Origin of the sequence: Rhodospirillum rubrum ATCC 11170 (genome assembly GCF_000013085.1) — a bacterium.
Classification (GTDB): Bacteria; Pseudomonadota; Alphaproteobacteria; order Rhodospirillales; family Rhodospirillaceae; genus Rhodospirillum; species Rhodospirillum rubrum.
Genome location: NC_007643.1, coordinates 2,405,706 through 2,425,323, shown reverse-complemented (window position 1 = coordinate 2,425,323; position 19,618 = coordinate 2,405,706). Strand labels below are relative to the sequence as shown.

The 19,618-nt window shown below is 63.4% G+C and carries 18 protein-coding genes, 1 tRNA gene and 1 pseudogene; 6 read left to right on the top strand and 14 right to left on the bottom strand.

Translation table 11 applies throughout. The annotated features are described in order from the left end of the window. Nucleotides 1-30 precede the first annotated feature (30 nt). Nucleotides 31-1,095 (top strand): efflux RND transporter periplasmic adaptor subunit, encoded by a 1,065-nt coding sequence (locus tag RRU_RS10860; RefSeq protein WP_011389848.1) that lies wholly within the window; start codon nucleotides 31-33, stop codon nucleotides 1,093-1,095. A 131-nt stretch (nucleotides 1,096-1,226) separates the two neighbouring features. Next, the gene (locus RRU_RS10855) at nucleotides 1,227-4,340 is read left to right on the top strand and encodes an efflux RND transporter permease subunit (protein WP_011389847.1); all 3,114 of its coding nucleotides are present in this window, start codon (nucleotides 1,227-1,229) and stop codon (nucleotides 4,338-4,340) included. Between the two features lie 10 nt (nucleotides 4,341-4,350). On the opposite strand, the gene RRU_RS10850 is transcribed toward RRU_RS10855, so the two are convergent. The 9 genes from RRU_RS10850 to RRU_RS10810 form a co-directional block, all read right to left on the bottom strand. After that, nucleotides 4,351-5,034: an FkbM family methyltransferase gene (locus tag RRU_RS10850; protein WP_014626302.1), complete on the bottom strand. Its 684-nt coding sequence runs from the start codon at nucleotides 5,032-5,034 to the stop codon at nucleotides 4,351-4,353. 329 nt (nucleotides 5,035-5,363) lie between these two features. Further along, nucleotides 5,364-5,780, bottom strand: coding sequence for a hypothetical protein (locus RRU_RS10845; RefSeq protein ID WP_011389845.1), 417 nt, complete (start codon nucleotides 5,778-5,780; stop codon nucleotides 5,364-5,366). 62 nt (nucleotides 5,781-5,842) lie between these two features. Further along, the gene (locus tag RRU_RS10840; protein WP_011389844.1) at nucleotides 5,843-6,100 is read right to left on the bottom strand and encodes a hypothetical protein; all 258 of its coding nucleotides are present in this window, start codon (nucleotides 6,098-6,100) and stop codon (nucleotides 5,843-5,845) included. A gap of 256 nt (nucleotides 6,101-6,356) precedes the next feature. Further along, nucleotides 6,357-7,085 (bottom strand): amino acid ABC transporter ATP-binding protein, encoded by a 729-nt coding sequence (locus RRU_RS10835; RefSeq protein WP_014626301.1) that lies wholly within the window; start codon nucleotides 7,083-7,085, stop codon nucleotides 6,357-6,359. 14 nt (nucleotides 7,086-7,099) lie between these two features. Next, on the bottom strand, nucleotides 7,100-7,792 hold the full coding sequence (locus RRU_RS10830; RefSeq protein WP_011389842.1) for an amino acid ABC transporter permease: 693 nt from the start codon (nucleotides 7,790-7,792) through the stop codon (nucleotides 7,100-7,102). Nucleotides 7,793-7,803: 11 nt separating this feature from the next. Next, entirely contained in the window at nucleotides 7,804-8,535 is a 732-nt protein-coding gene (locus RRU_RS10825) for an amino acid ABC transporter permease (RefSeq protein ID WP_011389841.1), read from the bottom strand. A gap of 109 nt (nucleotides 8,536-8,644) precedes the next feature. After that, nucleotides 8,645-9,562, bottom strand: coding sequence for an amino acid ABC transporter substrate-binding protein (locus tag RRU_RS10820; protein WP_011389840.1), 918 nt, complete (start codon nucleotides 9,560-9,562; stop codon nucleotides 8,645-8,647). A gap of 176 nt (nucleotides 9,563-9,738) precedes the next feature. Further along, on the bottom strand, nucleotides 9,739-11,148 hold the full coding sequence (gene glnA, locus RRU_RS10815) for a type I glutamate--ammonia ligase (protein ID WP_011389839.1): 1,410 nt from the start codon (nucleotides 11,146-11,148) through the stop codon (nucleotides 9,739-9,741). A 135-nt stretch (nucleotides 11,149-11,283) separates the two neighbouring features. Beyond that, nucleotides 11,284-11,622, bottom strand: a complete 339-nt coding sequence (locus tag RRU_RS10810) for a P-II family nitrogen regulator (RefSeq protein WP_011389838.1) — start codon at nucleotides 11,620-11,622, stop codon at nucleotides 11,284-11,286. A 358-nt stretch (nucleotides 11,623-11,980) separates the two neighbouring features. Between RRU_RS10810 and RRU_RS10805 the strand changes: the two genes are divergently transcribed. From RRU_RS10805 to RRU_RS10795, 3 genes are all read left to right on the top strand, one after another. Continuing rightward, on the top strand, nucleotides 11,981-13,165 hold the full coding sequence (locus tag RRU_RS10805) for an aminotransferase (protein ID WP_011389837.1): 1,185 nt from the start codon (nucleotides 11,981-11,983) through the stop codon (nucleotides 13,163-13,165). Between the two features lie 75 nt (nucleotides 13,166-13,240). Beyond that, a tRNA-His gene (locus tag RRU_RS10800) sits at nucleotides 13,241-13,317 on the top strand. Between the two features lie 202 nt (nucleotides 13,318-13,519). Next, nucleotides 13,520-13,987, top strand: a complete 468-nt coding sequence (locus RRU_RS10795) for a CreA family protein (RefSeq protein WP_011389836.1) — start codon at nucleotides 13,520-13,522, stop codon at nucleotides 13,985-13,987. A 138-nt stretch (nucleotides 13,988-14,125) separates the two neighbouring features. Here RRU_RS10795 and RRU_RS10790 read toward each other — a convergent pair whose 3' ends face one another. The 3 genes from RRU_RS10790 to RRU_RS10780 form a co-directional block, all read right to left on the bottom strand. Further along, complete coding sequence (locus tag RRU_RS10790; protein WP_011389835.1) at nucleotides 14,126-14,755, bottom strand: bacteriohemerythrin; 630 nt, start codon at nucleotides 14,753-14,755, stop codon at nucleotides 14,126-14,128. A gap of 142 nt (nucleotides 14,756-14,897) precedes the next feature. Further along, nucleotides 14,898-15,122 (bottom strand): hypothetical protein, encoded by a 225-nt coding sequence (locus tag RRU_RS10785; RefSeq protein ID WP_014626300.1) that lies wholly within the window; start codon nucleotides 15,120-15,122, stop codon nucleotides 14,898-14,900. A gap of 146 nt (nucleotides 15,123-15,268) precedes the next feature. Further along, a complete protein-coding gene (locus tag RRU_RS10780) occupies nucleotides 15,269-15,814 on the bottom strand; it encodes a hypothetical protein (RefSeq protein WP_014626299.1) in 546 nt (181 codons plus the stop codon). A 188-nt stretch (nucleotides 15,815-16,002) separates the two neighbouring features. Between RRU_RS10780 and RRU_RS10775 the strand changes: the two genes are divergently transcribed. Further along, nucleotides 16,003-17,367 (top strand): glutamine synthetase family protein, encoded by a 1,365-nt coding sequence (locus RRU_RS10775; RefSeq protein ID WP_011389832.1) that lies wholly within the window; start codon nucleotides 16,003-16,005, stop codon nucleotides 17,365-17,367. 62 nt (nucleotides 17,368-17,429) lie between these two features. Here RRU_RS10775 and RRU_RS10770 read toward each other — a convergent pair whose 3' ends face one another. Together RRU_RS10770 and RRU_RS10765 are read right to left on the bottom strand one after the other, a co-directional pair. After that, the gene (locus RRU_RS10770) at nucleotides 17,430-19,115 is read right to left on the bottom strand and encodes a methyl-accepting chemotaxis protein (RefSeq protein WP_011389831.1); all 1,686 of its coding nucleotides are present in this window, start codon (nucleotides 19,113-19,115) and stop codon (nucleotides 17,430-17,432) included. A 267-nt stretch (nucleotides 19,116-19,382) separates the two neighbouring features. Next, nucleotides 19,383-19,602 (bottom strand): annotated as a pseudogene (locus tag RRU_RS10765) (PLP-dependent transferase); the annotation flags it as partial. Nucleotides 19,603-19,618: the final 16 nt, after the last annotated feature.

The following is a 19,618-nucleotide window of genomic DNA, read 5'->3' as shown; positions in this document are numbered from 1 at the left end:
GGCGGGCCGGGCGGAACAAAAGGAAGGGTGATGAGGATTCTGCGGCAGGCCGTTCTGGCGACCGTCCTTGTTCTGGGGGGGGGCGCGGCCTTGGTCGGGCGATCGTGGCTGATGCCCGATGCCGATGGCAAGCAGAGCGCCCCCGCCCTGCGGGCCCTGCCGGTCGAGGTGGCGGCGGTGCGGCGGGCGCGTGTGGCCGATCGGGTGGAAGCCGTGGGCACCACCCGCGCCCATCAGGCGATCGCCGTGGTCCCTTTGGCCTCGGGCCGCATCGTTGAGATGCCCTTTCCCCCCGGTCGCAAGGTCAATAAGGGCGATGTTCTCGTCCGTCTGGACGATGCCGCCCAGCGCGCCGATGTCGAGGAGGCCGAGGCGACGCTGACCCAGGTCAGCCGGGCTTTGGAGCGCGCGCGGTCGCTGCGGCGGACCCAGGCGGTGGCCCAGGCGACGGTCGATGACCTGCAAAGCAACCGCGCCGCCGCCGCCGCCCGCCTGGATCGAGCCCACAAGGATCTGGCCGACCGGGTGATCGCCGCGCCCTTCGCCGGCATCGTCGGCTTCCGCGAGCTTGATGTCGGCGCCCGGGTTTCCGAGGGCGAACGCCTGACCACCCTTGATGATCTGTCCAGCGTCGATGTCGAATTCGCCGTGCCCGAGATCCATTTCGGCCGCCTGCGCCCGGGCATGGCCATCGAGGCGACTTCGCAGGCCTTTCCCGGACGGATCTTCACCGGCGCCATTGATCGCATCGATAGTCGCATTGGCGAGGTGTCGCGGGCCTTCCGCGTGCGCGCCACCCTGCCCAACCCCCAGGGCCTGTTGCCGTCGGGGTTGTTCCTCAATGTCTCCATCGTCATCGAGGAGCGCCCGGCCCTGATGGTGCCCGAAGAGGCCATCCAAGCTGAAGCCGGGGGCAGCGTGGTCTATGTGATCCAGGGCGGCGCGGTGCGACGCCAGCCGATCGTTTTGGGCCAGCGCACCGGCACCGCCGTGGAGGTGCGCGACGGCTTGGCCGAGGGCGATCAGGTGGTGAGCCGGGGCATCCAGCGCCTGCGCGACGGCTCGCCGGTGACGGTGATCGGCTCGGCCGGTTAGAGCGATGGGCGTTAACCCTAAGTCCTCGCGCATCGCTTTAACAGACTGATATTGACTCAAATCCTTGTCGCATTCTGATGCGGAATGCTTGCGGGATTTGCTCTCATCCGACCCCAGGGGAGCGAGCGGCCATGGACGTCAGCAGCCTTTTTATCCGCCGCCCGGTTTTCGCCACCGTGCTCAGCTTGTTGCTGGTGGTCATGGGCATCGCGGCGATGACCCGGCTGGCGGTGCGCGAACTGCCCGATATCGATTCCGCCGTGGTCAGCGTCACCACCCCCTATACCGGGGCGGCGCCCGAGATCGTCGATACCGATATCACCGAGGTCATTGAAAACGCCGTCGCCGGCGTCTCGGGCATTCGCACCATCACCTCGCAAAGCCGCCGTGGCCAGGGGCGGACGGTGATCGAATTCGAAAGCGGCGTGTCGATGGACGAGGCGGTCAACGACGTGCGCGACGCCGTGGCCAAGGTGCGCGGCGATCTGCCCGACGATATCGAGGAGCCGCGCATCGCCAAAAGCGACACGGATTCCGATCCGGTGATGCGCCTCAGCCTGACCAGCCCGCGGATGACGCCGATCGAGCTGACCGATTTCGCCGATCGCTACATCGTCGACCGGCTGGCGACCATCGATGGCGTCGCCCAGGTCGATCTCTATGGCGAGCGCCGCCAGGCCATCCGCCTGTGGCTGGACCGCCGGGCGATGGCCGCCCGTCAAGTGACGGTTCAGGATGTGGAAGCGGCCCTGCGCCGGGCCAATGTCGAACTGCCCGCCGGCGAGATCGAAAGCGCCTCCCGCCTGCTGACCGTGCGGGCGGCGACCCTGTTGACCAGCCCCGAGGCCTTTGGCAGCACGGTTATCAAGGTCGTCGACGGCTATCCGCTGCGGGTGCGCGATGTCGCCCGCGTCGAACTGGGAGTGGAGAACGACGACACCACCGTGCGCGTCGAAGGCCGCGACGCCCTGACCATGGGCGTGCTGCGCCAGTCCCAGGCCAATACGGTGGCGATTTCCAATCGCATCCGCGCCGAGATCGACCGCTTGCGTCCCAGCCTGCCCGAGGGGATGAGCCTGGAGGTGTCGTCCGACGACGCCCTGTTCATCAACCGCTCGATCCACGAGGTGATCTTGACCCTCGGCCTGTCGGGGCTGATCGTCATCATCGTCAATTTCGCCTTTCTCGGCTCGATCCGCGCCACCTTGGTGCCGACGGTGACCATCCCGGTGGCGGTGATCGGCACCTTCATCGGCATTTTGCTGCTGGGCTTTTCGATCAACCTGCTGACCTTGCTCGCCTTGATCTTGTCGATCGGGCTGGTGGTCGATGACGCCATCGTCGTGCTTGAGAACATCCAGCGCCGCATCGAGGCCGGCGAGCCCAAGCTGGTGGCGGCGGCGCGCGGCACCCGGCAGGTCACTTTCGCCGTGGTCGCCACCTCGTTGACCCTGATCGCCGTCTTCGTGCCGATTTCCTTCATGGAGGGCACGGTCGGCCGGCTGTTCACCGAATTCGGTTTCGTGCTGGCCTGCGCGGTGGCGATCTCGATGCTGGTCGCCCTGACGCTCTGCCCGCCGCTGGCCGCTGGCGTGCTGGCCGAGGGCAAGGCCGAGGGCCGGCTGGCCCATGCCCTCAATTACGCCTTCGGCACCCTGAGCCGGGGCTATCAGCGGGCCCTGTCGGCGGTTCTCGGCCTGCCGATGGTCGTGTTGACGGTCGCCCTGCTCTGCGGCGGCGCGTCGTTCTGGCTCTATCAGGGGCTGCCCAAGGAATTGGTTCCGGTCGAGGATCGCGGGGTGGTGGTGGTCAGCCTCAACGGACCGCAAGGGGCCAATACGCGTTATACCGATACCCAAATCCGCGCCGTGGAGGCCGCCGTTCAGCCGGTGCTCGATCGCGGCGAGGCGGTGGGGGTTCTGGCCCAGGTCGGCCAATGGAACCGCCCCCATCGTGGCTATGTCGTCATCCGCCTGGACGATTGGGAAAACCGCGGGCGCACCGCCTCCGCCCTGGCCGAGAGCCTGCGCAAGGACCTGGGCAAGCTGGCCGGGGCGACGGCGACGCCGGTGGTGCCCGCCGGCCTGGGGCTGCGCGGCAGCCGCACCCCCTTGCAGGTGGTGATCGGCGGCCCCGATTACGCCGAGGTCGAGGTCTGGGCCAACGCCCTGCTCAAGCGGGCCGAGGAATTGCCCGGGTTGATCAATCCCGAACTCGATTTCGAACAAAACCAACCCCAGCTCAGCGTCGGCATCGACCGCGACCGCGCCGATGATCTGGGGGTCGGGGTGGAGGCCATCGGCCAAACCCTGCAGACCATGCTGGCCTCGCGCGAGGTGACGCGCTTCGTTGATCGCGGGCGCGAGTATCAGGTGGTGGTCCAGGCCCGGCCCGAGGATCGGCGGACACCCTCGGATTTGAGCAATACCTTCGTGCGCGCCGAAAAGGGCGGCGCTCTGGTGCCGCTCGATGCCCTGGTGATCCTCAAGGAAACCGCCGGCGCCCCCGATCTCAATCGCTACGCCCGCCTGCCGTCGATCACCTTGCAAAGCGCGCTGGCGCCCGGTTACGACATGGGGCAGGCGATCGACGACGTGATGGCGCTCGCCAGCCAAACCGTGCCGCCCGAAGCCCGGCTTTCCCTGGCCGGGCAATCCAAGGAATTCCTGGAAACCTCGGGGGGGGTGCTGTTCACCTTTTTGATGGCCCTGGTCATCGTCTATCTGGTGCTGGCCGCCCAGTTCGAAAGCTTCCTCCATCCTTTGATCATCATGCTGTCGGTGCCGCTGGCGGTGTCGGGGGCTTTGCTGTCGCTATGGGCGACGGGCAATTCGATCAATGTTTACAGCCAGATCGGCATCGTTTTGCTGATCGGCCTGACGGCGAAGAATGGCATCTTGATCGTGGAGTTCGCCAATCAGCTGCGCGACGAGGGGCGAAGCGTGCGCGAGGCCATCCTTGAAGCCGCCAGCCTGCGCCTGCGGCCGATCCTGATGACCGTCATCTGCACCATTCTTGGCGCGGTGCCGCTGGCCTGGTCGTCGGGGGCGGGGGCGGAAAGCCGCGAGGCGATCGGCATCGTCGTCATCGGCGGTCTGGGGCTGGCCTCGCTGCTCACCCTGTTCGTCACCCCGGTTCTCTATGATCTGCTGGCGCCCTTCACCCGCTCGGCCGGCGCCGTGGGCCAAGCCCTTGACCGCGCCCTGGCCGAAACCCCCGAGGGCGCGGGCAAGCCGGCGGAATAAGCCGGCTTTTTTAGAAAAACTCGGGCAGGTCTTTTTTGACGCAGACGATGTTTTGAAAGGCGAAGATTTCGCAGAACGAGGGGATATAGGTCTTTATCTCGATCGAGCCGTGGGGCAGCAGCCGGAAGAAGCGGTAATCGGGCAGGAAATCCCAGAAATCCTTGAAGAAGCAGCGCGAAATGACGTTCATCTCGTTGAATTCGAACTGAATGACATCGATCGCCCCGGAACGGATCAGGCGTTCGGCCCCCTGAAGGGCCGCCAGTTCGTGCCCCTCGGTGTCGATCTTCAAAAGCGCGATGTGAGGCAGGCCAAGCTCGGCGCAGACATCATCCAGGCGACGGATGGAAACGCGATGGCTGGTTGACGGGCGGTGATGGATGTCTTCGATCACCTCCTTGTAGAGCGAGGCGTGGGAACTGCCGTCCTCGTCGCGGTAATCATAGAAGTCCAGCGTTTCCTCTTTGGCGCCAATGCCGATATTCAGGGCGTGGAAGCGGTCTTCCGCGGTGTCTTTCGTAAGGTTTCCAAAGGTGATCGGGTGGGGTTCGAAGGCGTAAACCCGGGCCGAGGGAGATTCCCTGAGAATGGCCTTGGAATAGCCGCCTATATTGGCGCCGACATCAAGGATGGTTGGCGAGGATAACGAAGGAAGATATTTGCGAAGAAACGCGTTTTCTCCGCTTTCATCCATGGTTCTGTAATTCAAAATTCCAATTTTACCCAGAGAAACATAGTAATCGTCAATCACGTTCATGGGCGCAGTCATGGGATTTCCATTCTGGAAAATGAGCCGATCTCTCACTCCCCACTCTGTCGGAGGGGGCGCTCTGGGCGAAGAAAGCCAAGCCTCTCTCGCCGAAAGAGAAAACGGTAGCCCTCCGACCTCCACCCTGTCAACGCCGCCTGATTGTGCCGCCAGCGGTGGGCACCGGCCTTGCGGTGGCTGAACAGGGGTAAGCGGGCGGACCCCGGCATCCCGGTCTCCGCCCGCCGCTCCCTATAAAACCCGCCGGATCAGGATCAGGCGAAGATCGGCCGGTCGAGATGGTCGCTTAAGGAATAAGCGCGGTTTCCCCGGCTGACCAGGGTCGGCGGCGCGGTGCCGTCTTCGAAGCCAAGCCAATCGCCTTCGTTGAAAGCCCGATCCCGCGAAGCCGCCGTCAGCGGCGACTGGTCGGCCGAGAGGGGAGGGCGCTGACTGCTGGCCAGGGCGGTGCGCGGCAGGCTGCGGGGGGCGATGGCGGCGATCAGGGCGGCGGCAAAAAGATCCTGGGGCGATACCGGCATCCCGGCGCTGGCTTCTTCCGAGCGCGGGGGATCGGGAGCCAGGGGATTGGCGAGCGGGACCCAGGCGGTTGCCGAGGTCACGCCGAAGGATTTGAACAGACCGGTGCTGGCCGAAGCCAAGGGGGCCGAGGGAAGCGGGATTTCAGCCATGGCGAGTCCCTTTTTCCGTGAGCGTGGGGGAAAGGCCGGACGGGGGTCCGGCCTTATCCGCGTCAGCCGATCGGTTGACCGGGCTGGTTGGGGTAAAGCGGCGGCTTGCCCGGAGGGGCGGGGGGCATTTCGCCGGGCTGGGGAAGCGGGGTGGACCCGGGCTGCGGATTGGGCGCTTCGCCGCCATGGTCCTTGGTCAGGGCCGAGTGGGAGTCGTTCTTCTGCGCCTGATCGGTCTTGTAGAGCTGATAGAGGGCGACGACGATGCCCGCGAGCAAGGTGAGGATGGCCAGAAAGAAGATGATCGAGGATCCTGCCATGGGTCTTTTCTCCAGAACGTGTGTCTCGAAGTGAGCATGTTGAACAGTTAACGACGACCCGTGACTTCGGTTCCGCAAGTTTTCTGATTGGTTCTTCAGTACCGCACGGCGGGATAGCGCGGATAAACGGACTTTTTGGATGGTTTTTATAAGATGAAGACATAAAAAACGGGCGCCGAAGGGGGGTATCCCCTTGGCGCCCGCGTGGTAATCGGTTCTTGTCCTTGCCGGAGAGGCGCTCCGGCCTGGGAAACGCTTAGTGAACGAGGATCTTTGACAAAAACTGTTGTGCCCGGTCGCTGTGCGGGGTGTTGAAGAACGCGTCCTTGGCGCTGTCTTCAACGATCTCGCCGCGATCCATGAAGATCACCCGATGGGCGACCTTGCGGGCGAAGCCCATCTCGTGGGTGACCACCATCATCGTCATGCCCTCGCGCGCCAATTCGACCATGACGTCGAGAACCTCGTTGATCATCTCGGGATCAAGCGCCGAGGTCGGCTCGTCAAACAGCATGGCGATGGGGTCCATCGCCAGGGCGCGGGCGATCGCCACGCGCTGCTGCTGCCCGCCCGACAGCTGCCCGGGAAATTTCCGGGCATGGGCGGCGAGATCGACGCGCTTGAGCAGGGCTTCCCCCTTGGCCATGGCTTCGTCGCGGCCGCGCCCCAGCACCTTTTGTTGGGCCAGACACAGGTTGTCGAGCACCGAGAGATGGGGAAACAGCTCGAAATGCTGGAAAACCATGCCGACGCGGGCCCGCAGCTTGGGCAGCGAGATCTTGGGATCGGTGACGCGGACGCCATCGACGGTGATATCGCCCTTCTGAAAGGGCTCCAGGGCGTTGACGCATTTGATCAGGGTCGACTTCCCCGATCCGGACGGGCCGCAGACAACGACGACCTCGCCCTTGGCAACCTGGGTGGTGCAATCCTTCAGAACCTGAAAGGTCCCATACCATTTATCAACGTGGGTGATTTCGATCATCTCTGGGGCCTTCATCAGCGAATGATAGCGGTGCGCGCCTGAATGCGCTTGACCAACAGCGAGGCGGCGAACGAGATGGCGAAATAGACGACGGCGGCGAAAAGGTACATTTCGACCAGCCGGCCATCGCGCTGCGCCACTTTGCTCGCCGCACCAAGGAAATCGGTGATCGACAGCACATAGACCAGCGAGGTGTCCTGAAATAACACGATCACCTGGGTCAGAAGCACCGGCAGCATGGCACGGAACGCCTGGGGCAGCACCACATGGCCCATCGACTGGAAATAGGTGAGGCCAAGGGCCTGGGCCGCCGCCGTCTGCCCGCGCGAGACCGATTGGATGCCCGAGCGCATGATCTCGGCGAAATAGGCCGCTTCGAACAGGGTGAAGGTTAGCAGCGACGAGGTGAAGGTGCCGACCTGCATCGGCCGATCGGTTCCCAAGATCCATTGCCCCAGATAGGGGACCATGAAGTAGACCCAGAAAATCAACAGAACCAGCGGCATCGAGCGCATCAGATTGATATAGAGCGTCGCCAGATGGGGAAGAACGGGCAGGCTGGACAGCCGCAGCATGGCCAAGGCCGTGCCAAGCAGCCCGCCGGCCAGGGTGCCGAGCAAGGTCAGCCCCAGGGTGAAGGTCATCCCGTCATAGAACAGATAGCCGATCGAGCGGGCGATGACATCGAAGTCGAGGGTTGCGAACATCGGCGTTTTCCTTACTTGCCGACGTTGAAACCGGGCACCGCGACACGATGCTCGATCACACGCATGACGGCGACCACCACCACGTTGATCAGAACGTAGATCAGGGTGGCGGCGGCGAAGGCTTCGAAGACCTGGAACGAGAATTCCTGCATCGCCCGCGTTCGCGCCGTCAGTTCCATCAGGCTGATGGTCAGGGCGACCGAGGTGTTCTTGACGGTGTTGAGGAATTCCGAGGTCAGCGGTGGCAGGACGATGCGCAGGGCCATCGGCAGCAGAATATAGCGGTAGGTTTGGGGCAGGGTCAGGCCAAGGGCCGTCGAGGCCATGGCTTGTCCGCGCGGCAGGGTGGTGATCCCGGCGCGGATTTGCTCGGCGACGCGGGCCGAGGTGAAGCAGCCGATGCCGACGACCGAGGTATAGAAGGGGGCGTCGGGAATCTGCTTGAGCCACAATCCCCAGGACGGCGGCAAGAGTTCCGGCAGCACGAAGTACCAAAGGAAAAGCTGCACCAGCAGCGGGATATTGCGAAACACTTCGACATAGGCCGCGCCAAGGCGCTGCAGGCCCTTTGAAGGCAGCGTCCGCATGATGCCGATCATGCCGCCAAGCACCAGGGCCAGGGCCCAGGCGGCCAGCGCGGTCGCCATCGTCCAGTAAAGGCCCGACATCAGGGTATCGAGATAGGTGCCGTTGCCTTCGGGCGAGAGTTGCCAGAAGATCGACCAGTTCCAGGTATAATTCACGGGGTCAGTCTCCGTCGGAGCGCGGGGGCGCGCGGAGGGGGCCCACCGGGCGGGGCGCGAACCGCCCCGGTGAGCCCGGTGAGCCTTATCCTAGGGGCCTTGACCGGCTTTACGGGGCCAGATAGGCCTTGGGGTCGGCCGAATCGCTGGGATGGGCGAGGGCGTTCTTCATGGCGCCGGCCAAAGGCAGGTTGACGTTGAGGCCCTTGGGCGGAATGGGGTTCTCAAACCACTTGGCAAACAGCTTGGGGCCTTCGGGGCTGGTGTAAAGCGCCGCCGTGGCCCGATCGACCACCGCCTTGAAGGCGGGGTCATCCTTGCGCAGCATGATGCCGTAGGGCTCGGGCAGCGAGAAGGCGTCTTCCGAGATGACATAGGCCGACGGGGTCTTCGATCCGGCGACCAGGGTGGCGAGCAGGATGTCGTCCATGGCGAAGGCGACGGCGCGATCGGTTTCGACCATCAAGAAGCCCTCGGCGTGATCCTTGGCCGGGATGATCTTGATGCCGAGCCCGCGGGCGGTGTTGAGCTCGTTGACCTGCTTGATGTTGGTGGTGCCGGCGGTCGACACCACGGTCTTGCCCTTCAGGTCGTCGATCGACTTGAGATTACTGGTCTTCTTGGAAACAAAGCGGCTGGCGGTCAGGAAATGGCTGTTGGTGAAGCTGGCCTGCTGCTGGCGATCGAGGTTGTTGGTGGTCGAGCCGCATTCCAGATCGACGGTGCCATTGGCGATCAGCGGAATACGGGTGGCCGAGGTCACCGGCGTCAGCTTGACGGCCAGGGTATCGAGCTTCAGTTCGGCCTTCACCGCCTCGACGACATGGGCGCAGATGTCCATGGCATAGCCGATCGGCTTCTGATTATCGTCGAGATAGGAGAAGGGGATCGAGGAATCCCGGTGACCGATGGCGATTTCACCGGTTTCCTTGATCTTCTTCAGCGTTCCAGTCAGTTCCTCGGCGCTGGCCGAGCCGGCCAGCAGGCCGAAGGCGGCCGCCAGGGCCACAACGTGTTTGAACGACATCTTGGTCTCCTCATGCTCGTTGAAATCCGGCCACGATTGAGCGACGCGGCTCGAGACTTTGGATCGATGACAAAAATAAAGCCCCGCCGACAGGCTGCCGACGGGGCTTTATCAAAAAAGGTCGGGGCCAGGGAGGGGCGGTGACGCCCGATATCCCTGGACCCGAAAGAGCCCGATCAGACCGAGTAGTACATCTTGTATTCGATCGGGTGGGGAGCATGCTCGAGGTTGTAAACCTCTTCCCACTTCAGGGCGACATAGCCATCGATCATGTCGTCGGTGAAGACGCCACCCTTCTTCAGGAAGTCACGGTCGGCGTTCAGGCTGTCAAGCGCTTCGCGCAGAGAGCCGCAAACCGTGGGGATGCCCATCAGTTCTTCGGGGGGCAGGTCGTAGAGGTTCTTGTCCATCGGGTCGCCCGGATGGATCTTGTTCTCGATCCCGTCGATGCCGGCCATCATCATGGCGGCGAAAGCCAGATAGGGGTTGGCGGCGGCATCGGGGAAACGAACCTCGACGCGCTTGCCCTTCGGGCTCGCCACATAGGGGATACGGCAGGAGGCCGAGCGGTTGCGGGCCGAATAGGCCAGCAGAACCGGGGCTTCGAAGCCGGGGATCAGGCGCTTGTACGAGTTGGTCGACGGATTGGTGAAGGCGTTCAGCGCCTTGGCATGCTTGATGATGCCGCCGATGTAGTAAAGGGCCATTTCCGACAGGTCGGCATAGCCCGAACCGGCGAACAGCGGCTTGCCATCCTTCCAGATCGACTGATGGACGTGCATGCCCGACCCGTTGTCGCCGGCGATCGGCTTGGGCATGAAGGTCGCGGTCTTGCCATAGGCATGGGCGACCATGTGAACGACATACTTGTACTTCTGCATGTCGTCGGCGGCTTCGATCAGGGTGTTGAAGCGAACACCCAGTTCATGCTGCGACGGCGCCACTTCGTGGTGGTGCTTTTCGACGGGCATGCCGATCTCGGCCATGGTCGAGAGCATTTCGGCGCGCAGGTCCTGGGCGCTGTCCACCGGCGGAACCGGGAAATAGCCGCCCTTGATCGGCGGACGGTGGCCGTAGTTGCCCTCGTCGAAGATCTTGCCGGTGACGTAGGGGCCTTCTTCGCTGTCGACTTCGTACATGACGCGGTTCATCGACACGTCGAAGCGCACGTCGTCGAACACGAAGAACTCGGCTTCCGGGCCGAAGTACGAGGTGTCGCCGATGCCGGTCGAGGCCAGATAGGACAGGGCCTTCTTGGCGATCGAGCGCGGGCAACGCTCATAGGGCTGCCCGGTCGAGGGCTCGAGCACGTCGCAGAACAAGACGAGCTGCGGCTGAGCCGAGAACGGATCCATGAAGGCCGACTTCAGGTCGGGCTTCAGGATCATGTCGGACTCGTTGATGTCCTTCCACCCGGCGATCGACGAACCGTCGAACATGATGCCTTCGACCAGGCTTTCCTCGTCGATGGTGGTCACGTACTGGGCGGTATGCTGCCACTTGCCCTTGGGATCGGTGAAGCGGAAATCGACGAACTTAACGTCGTTTTCCTTAATCATTTCGAGAATGGTCTTAACGTCGGACATGACCTTAGTTCCCAGTTTGTCGTGCTGCCTGACTGAAAGCGGCGATCCGGTTCGTATTCGCTCCGAACCGCCGGCGAACCGGCCCGAAGGCCGGAGCCGGGCGGGCAAGCCCCCCCAGAATGACGGGCGGTGGCGCTAGATCGCGTCGCCGCCCCGCTCCCCTGTACGGATGCGGATGGCCTCTTCGATGGCGTAGACGAAGATCTTGCCGTCGCCAATGCGGCCCGTTTGCGCCGCCTGCTGGATGGCCTCGATCGCGCGTTCCACAAGCGCATCCTCGATCACCAGCTCGATCTTGACCTTGGGCAGGAAATCCACAACGTACTCCGCACCGCGGTACAGTTCCGTGTGGCCCTTTTGGCGGCCAAAGCCTTTCGCCTCGGTGACGGTGATCCCCTGCAGGCCGATTTCGTGAAGGGCTTCCTTCACCTCATCGAGCTTGAAGGGCTTGATGATCGCTTCGATCTTTTTCATGAAATCCGGTCGCTCCGGCTGGTTGGTCGGCACCCGTCCTTTGCGGGACGATGGGGATCCCTTATCACGCCTCGTGCCACTGGTTCAATGATCACCCAAGTGGCTGAAAAAATACTTCTTTTTCCCTGGGACGGACAGTCGTTTCCCCCTTGGGGGTTGCCTGGAAGGAAGGCAGTCTGCCCGAAATATAGGCATGCGCCAAGCCGCATGGCGCGCTAGTCTGGGTTCGCCTTCCCCCGCTTGGGGACTCGGATGGCGGATCTTTTCCCCGCGCCCCCGCCCGGGGCGCATCTTTCCCCACGTCCCCGCCCGGGGGGACGCCTTTCTTCCTATCATCTCTCTCAAGGACATCTTTTCGATGAAAGCGGCCAACAGCCTGTTCAGCGGCCTGGGAACGACGATCTTTTCGGTGATGTCGCACCTTGCCCAGGAGTATGGGGCGATCAACCTTGGACAGGGCTTTCCCGAAGGGCTGGAGCCGGCCGATGTGATCGCCGCCGCCGCCCGCTCGCTGGCGGCCGGCCCCCACCAATATCCGCCGATGATGGGGCTGCCGGCCCTGCGTCAGGCGCTCGCCGCCCATGAAAAGCGCTTTTATGATCTCGATATCGACTGGCAAACCGAGGTGATGGTGACCTCGGGGGCCACCGAGGCCCTGGCCGACGCCCTGTTTGGGCTGATCGAGCCCGGCGACGAGGTGGTGCTGATCGAGCCGCTCTATGACAGCTATCTGCCGATCATCCGCCGCGCCGGCGGCATTCCCCGGCTGGTCCGCCTGGAGCCGCCGCGCTGGTCGCTGCCGCGCGAGGCCCTGGCCGCGGCCTTTTCGCCGCGCACCAAGCTGATCTTGGTCAATTCGCCGATGAACCCCTGCGCCAAGGTGTTCAGCGCCGACGAGATGGCCTTCATCGGCGACCTGGCCATCGCCCATGACGCCTATATCGTTTGCGACGAGGTTTACGAGCATCTGGTTTTCGATGGTCAAAGCCACCGGCCCCTCATGGCCCAGCCCGGCCTGCGCGAGCGTTGCGTGCGCATCGGGTCGGCCGGCAAGACCTTTTCGCTGACCAACTGGAAGGTCGGCTATGTGATCGCCGCGCCCGAGGTGCTGGATCCGATCGCCAAGACCCACCAATACATCACCTTTACCACCCCCATCCCGCTGCAGCAGGCGGTGGCCGAAGGGCTGGCCAAGGATGACGCCTATTTCGCCGGCCTCGCCCACGACATGGCGGCGCGGCGCGATCGCTTGGGCGCGGGCTTGCGACGGATCGGCTTCGAGGTGCTCGACTGCGCCGGCACCTATTTCCTGACCGCCGATTTCCGCCCCCTCGGCTTTGCCGGCGACGATTTGGCCTTCTGCCGGCATATCACCTGCGAGGCCGGGGTGACCGCCGTGCCGGTCAGCGCTTTTTATCAGCCCGGGCAGGGCGGAATCCCCACCTCTTTCGCCCGGTTCTGCTTTGCCAAGCGCGACGACGCCCTCGACGAGGCGGTCGCCCGCCTGGAGCGCCATTTCGCGGGCGGCCGACGAAACGCATAAGAAAATCATTCGGGCTGACGACCTTCGACTTGACGCTGCTGTGGGGAAGCGGTAAATACCCCGCCTCCAGCGATGGCGGGCGTAGCTCAGTTGGTTAGAGCGCGTGGTTGTGGTCCATGAGGTCGTCGGTTCGATTCCGATCGCTCGCCCCACCGTTTTGAAGGCTCTCCGAGCCTTGGCTGATCAGGGGCTTTCGGGTGATTTCCTCCCCGAAAGCCCCGATTTGTTTCCCCCAAAAGTACGTGACGAAAGCTATTGAATGTGGGACGGGCTGGATTCCGCCGTGAATCCGGCCTTTTGTTCGTCTACCCTTTCTAACCTTCCATTTCGGCCTTTTCGTCAGGGGACCCCGTCATGACCGTTCGCTCGCTAGTGTTCGCCACTCTCGCCCTTGCCGCTTGGCAGGCCGCCCCGGCGGCGGCCGAGGAAATCGGCTGCGTTTCCACCGTGTTCAAGATGGTGGGACCCAACCACAAGATCTGTATCGAGGCCTTCGATGATCCCAAGGTCAAGGGGGTGACCTGCCATCTCACCCGGCCCGAAACCGGCGGGTTGTCGGGCATGGTCGGATTGGCCGAGGATCCGTCGGATAGCTCCATCGCCTGTCGGCAGGTCGGACCGATCGAAATCCTTGAGAAATTCGATGCCGGCGAGACGGTCTTTTCCGAGCGCCGCTCGGCCCTGTTCAAGAAGATGCGGGTGCTGCGCTTCCTGGATGCCAAGCGCAACGTCCTGATCTATCTGGTGGTCAGCGATCGCATCATCGAAGGCAGCCCCAAGCATTCGGTCAGCAGCGTGCCGATCATGCCCTGGCGCAACTAGGGCATAGCCCGAGCACTCTAAAACCAGAGTGCGACGACGTTTTGCGTGACGATCAAGCTCTGAGAGCGGCGAGCGGGAACCGGATTTCCCGCTCGCCGCTTTCGGCCGTCTTGGCGACGCGAGGGGGGCCTTGTCCGGTCAGGGGGCGGGGGGCTCGTGGCGTTCGAACAGGGCATGCGCTTGGCGGTCGAAGCGCTCGAAGCGCTGGCGCAGGCGGGTGGATAGGGCCTGTTCCAGGGCTTCGGCGATTTCGCCCCCTTCGGTGAGCAGCGCGGCGAATTGGATCACCGCGTCGCGCTTCTCGGCGGGCACATGGACCGTTAGTTCCGTCAGCGCCGGCTTTTCCAGGCTGTGGGGCGTGCCGGTGGCCTCGCCGGTCACATAGGGCAGGTATTCCATATCCTTGACCAGGATATGCTCGCCGATCCAGCGGTTGAGGAAGCGGGTCACCCGGCCAAGGTCGACGCTGTCGGGGCTTTGGCCTTGAAAACGCGCCAGGGCGTCGACCAGGGCGCGGAAATCCTCGTGGATGCGGTGGTGGCGTTCGAAATCGGGGAAATGGGCCTTGCGCATGAAGCGCTCTTCGCGGGCGAAATGTTCGGCGGCGTAGACCTGAAGCGCCGCGATGGTCGCGGCGACCAAAGAGGAGCCCGAGGCTTTCTCGTGGTGTTCCTCCAGGGCGTCGACCAATTCGAACAGTCCCCGGTGGTCATCGTCAATCGCCCGCAATCCCGTGGCGTAGCGGTTTGACCAACTGTGGGGCGCCATGATGCTAAGTCCTTATTATTAGTTTGTGATCCCTTTCAGCGCAGCATGCGAGGTTTTCGGGCATCCTGCAAGGTTTTGAAAATTGGTCGCATTTTAACTAAATTACGGGTGGTTTTCTTGGCGGCCGGCCCGTCCAAATCTTTCAAAGGATTTGGAGAAAGGGGGCGATCACCCGCAGGGCGCCGGTCATCAGCAAGAACACCAGCGCCAGCGCGAGAACGACCGAGCCGACGATCAGGAACTGCTTGACGATGCGCAGGGAGTCGCGGCGCCGCTGGCGACGGGCGGCGCGATCAAGGCGGCGCAGCCGCCCCCGATAGACCAGGAACTGCCGGCGGCGGCCGTCTTCCGAGGCGGGACGCCTCAAGCTGTCTTCTGAGGCGGGACGCCTCAAGCCGTCTTCCGAGGCGGGACGCCTCAAGCTGTCTTCTGAGGCGGGACGCCTCAAGGCGTCGTCAGGCGTAGGACGCCTCACGGCATCGCCAGGACGGCGATCGGACTCATCGGGCATTATCAGCCCCGGGCGTTGGCCGATGAAGACGGAGACGGCGAGGACGGCGAGGGCGCGCTTGTCGGAGCCGGAGCCGGAGCCTGGGGCGGCGGCGGCGGCGTGGCCTCGGTGGCGGTGCCCGGGGTATGGCGGGCGCGCAGGGTCATATCGCGGCGATAGGCGGTTTCCTGCTCGAGGCTCGAGATCCGGCGATCAAGCAGGCCAACGCGATCGGCCATGGCGGCGATGGCGGTCAGATCGGCGTCGCGGGCCTCGACCACGGCGCGCAGCAGCGACTCGCGCAGCGCCGAAGTCCGGTCATTGGCTTGCTGGGTCAGGGAATCACGGATCTTCGCCGTTTCCTCGATCATCTCGCCTTTGGCCCATTTCGCGCGCCTGTCAATGTCGTCGCGCATGCTTTGCAGGCCGCTTTCCAGATCGGCCCGCAGTTCGATCTTGATCTGGTAAGCGCTTTTCACCAAGGATGACATATAGTTGATCATCGCCCCGATAAGGACGATCGCCAAGCCGGCGACAACCAGGATGCCGATCAGGGTAACCATGTCCATGGGCTCAAGCCTCGCGGGGTCTGAAAACAGCTCCCCGGGGTGGAGGCCGGGCCGCCTCATCGGCCATCCCGCGCCAAATATCCGTCCGAATGGCCGTGACTTAAACCTACGCCGCTCGGCCGGGCGAAAGCAACAGCCCACCTTTGGTGGCGGCTTCCCGCCTCCTAACCTTCTAATCTGGCCCTCACATGAAAACCGCAGAACCGCAGACTATCGACGATCTCGAACGGTGGATCAAAAGCCGTGGCATCACCGAGGTCGAATGTCTCGTGCCCGATCTATCGGGAATCCCCCGGGGCAAGATCCTGCCCGCGCGCAAATTCCTCTCGTGCTTGCGCGACCGGGGGTTGCGCTTGCCCGAGTCGGTCTTCACCCAGACGGTGACCGGCGAATACCCCGAGGATGATCCGGTCGATATCGCCGATTCGGACGTTTACCTGCGCCCCGACCCCCGGACCATCCGCGTCGTCCCCTGGTACGAGGAGCCGACGGCCCAGGTGATCAACGATTGCTTCCACCGCGATCGCTCCGAGGTGCATTGCGCCCCCCGTCAGGTGTTGCGCAACATCCTGGCGCTTTATGAAAAGCAGGGGTGGAAGCCGGTGGTCGCGCCGGAACTGGAATTCTATCTGGTGCGGATCAACGCCGATCCCGATTATCCGCTGGAACCGCCGATCGGCCGCTCGGGCCGGGCCGAAACCGGGCGTCAGGCCTATGGCATCGACGCCGTCAACGAATTCGATCCGTTGTTCGAGGACATCTACGATTACGCCGAGGAACAGAACCTCGACCTTGATACCCTGCACCATGAATCGGGCTCGGCGCAGATGGAGATCAATTTTCTCCATGGCGATCCGATGGAACTGGCCGATCAGGTGTTCTTGTTCAAGCGCACGGTGCGTCAGGCCGCCCTTCGCCATAACGTCTATGCCACCTTCATGGCCAAGCCGCTGGCCGGTCAGCCGGGCAGCGCCATGCACCTGCACCAAAGCATCACCGATGCCGAAAGCGGGCGGAATATCCTGGTCAAGAAGAACGGCGAGGATTCGGATCTGTTCCGCTGGCACATCGGCGGCCTGCAGAAATACCTGCCCCACTGCATGCTGATGCTGGCGCCCAACGTCAACAGCTACCGGCGCTTCCTGCCCGATCAGTCGGCGCCGATCAACATGCATTGGGGCCATGACAACCGCACGGTGTCGTTGCGCGTGCCCTATGCCGACGCCAGCGCCCGCCGGGTTGAAAACCGCCTGTCGGGGGCCGATGCCAACCCCTATCTGGCGATCGCCGCCTCATTGGCCTGCGGCTATCTGGGGATGATCGAAAAGATCGAACCCACCGCGCCGATCACCGGCAGCGCCTATACCCGTGCCCACAACCTGCCGCGCCATCTGCCCGATGCCATCGAACGCTTCGAACGGGCCCGGCCGCTGCATGAATTGCTCAACGCCGATTTCGTCCGCGTCTACGCCTCGGTGAAATGGGCGGAATGGGATGCCTACCAGCATGTGATTTCAAGCTGGGAACGCGAATACTTGCTGCTTAACGTCTGACGTCGGCCCCGCGCCGCCCTGCCGATCTCGCCTCGGTCGGGACGGCGGCGCGGGCCTTGGCCTTACAGGGCGCGGACCTTGTCGAGGAAGGTGGTCACCAGCGTCTGCATGGCCGCGGATTCGTCGCGCAGCCGGGTGGCGGCGTTAAGAACCTCTTGGGCGGAGTGCCCCGTATCATCGACGGTCCGGTTCACCCCGTGAATGTTGCGGGTCACCTGATCGGTTCCGGTCGCCGCCTGTTCGACGTTGCGGGCGATTTCCTGGGTCGCGGCGCCTTGCTGTTCCATCGCCGCGGCGATATTGGCCGAAATCTCGTTGATTTCGCCGATGGTCGTGGCGATTTCATTGATCGCCTCGACCGCCGCTCCGGTCGCCGTCTGCACCGAGCCGATCTGCTGGGTGATATCGTCGGTCGCCCGCGCCGTCTGATTGGCCAGCGACTTCACCTCGCCGGCGACGACGGCGAAGCCCTTGCCGGCGTCGCCGGCCCGCGCCGCCTCGATCGTCGCGTTCAGCGCCAGAAGATTGGTCTGGCTGGCGATGTCGTTGATCATGGCGACAACCTCGCCAATGCGTTTGGCCGCCTGTTCCAGGCCGCCGACGATGCCGGTGGTATGGGCCGCCTGATCGACCGCCTTCTGGCTGACCTGGGAAGCCTGGGCGATCTGGCGGCTGATCTCGCCGATCGACGAGGTCAGTTCCTCGGCGGCGGCGGCGACGGTCTGCACATTGGTCGAAGCCTCTTGGGCGGCGGCGGCGACGGCGGTGCTTTGCTCGGCGGTGCTGTCGGCCGCCTGCGTCAGCTGCGAGGCGGTGACTTGCATGGCGCCGGCGGCCTCGGCGACATCATTGATCACCGAGCTGGCCTGGGTGTCGAAGTCGTGGGTCAGAACGGCCAGGGTGTTGGCCCGCTCCTCCTTGCCGATGCGCTCGGCGTTTTCGCGCGCCCGCAGCCTTTCGCTTTCGATCATGCCGTCCTTGAAGACCAGGACGGCGCGGGCCATGGCGCCAACCTCGTCCTTGCGCTCGTGGCCGGGGATCTCGACGGCCGTGTCGTCGCGGGCCAGACGCTCCATGGTTCCGCGCAGCGCCAGCAGCGGGGCGGCGATGGTCTGGCGCAGCAGCGCGCCGGCGATGGCGGCGATGATCAGAACGGCGATCAAGGCGGCGATGATGCCGATGCGGGCGACCTTGTTGGTGTGGTCGATATTCGCCGAAGCCTTGGCGGCCTGGGTCTGGCTCAATTCGGTCAGGCGGTCGGTCGATTGGACCAAAGCCAGATAAAACGGCTGGGTCTCGCCCCAGGTCAAAGCGCGGGCCTCGTCGATCCGTCCCGCCTGGCTGAGTTGGGCGATGCGGGTCATACCGGCCGAGAAGCCGGCGAAATTATCGGTAAAGACGCCATAGGCCTCGCGTTCCTCGGGCGAGGACATCAGCTTTTCATACGATTCGCGGGTGTCGTAAACGACTTCTTCGATGGTCTCGACGGCCTCGCGGGTGGCATCGAAGTCGTCGCCCTGGGCGACCATATAGGCCATCTGATTGGTCCGCAGACTAGAGACCAGGAATTGCAGGCTGCGGGCTTTTTCGACGGCGGGAAGCCGCGTTTCCGTAACATCGGTCGCTGCCCTGTTCATATCGGACAACGCCTTGATGGCGAAACTTCCCAATCCCGCTACCATAAGAAAGATGATCGAGAAGACCAGGATAAGCTTGCGGCCAACAGAGAGATTGTTCAGAGAAGTCATGTGCCCCCCGATTTTGTTACGATAATCAGCTCAGCTACGCAGAAATAGGACTGTATTTGATCTAATTTCAAAGGGATCGCGTGGTGCGCCGATTCTTTGGTCGAGGTACTAGCATAAGTGGCGAAAGGGGGGGGAGGTTATTATAGAGCGTCGTTAAATTTATTGTTAGCCGTTTGTTTTTAAAAGATAAAATGACCCTAGTGGACGAAGGGATGTCGCCCACCAGGGGAATGCCTTGTCTTGTTTTTCCCCTCAGCCGTCGTGGAGTCACGCGATCAGGGCGAGGGCCTGCTCAAGGTCGGCGATCAGATCGGCGGCGGTCTCGATGCCCACCGACAGGCGGATCACCTCGTCGCCGGCCCCGGCGGCTTGGCGTTGGTCGTCGGAAAGCTGGCGATGGGGGGGGGCTGGTGGGGTGGAGGATCAGCGAGCGGGTATCGCCGACATTGGCGAGATGGCTGAACAACCGCACCCCCTCGACGGATTTCAAGCTGGGAACGCGA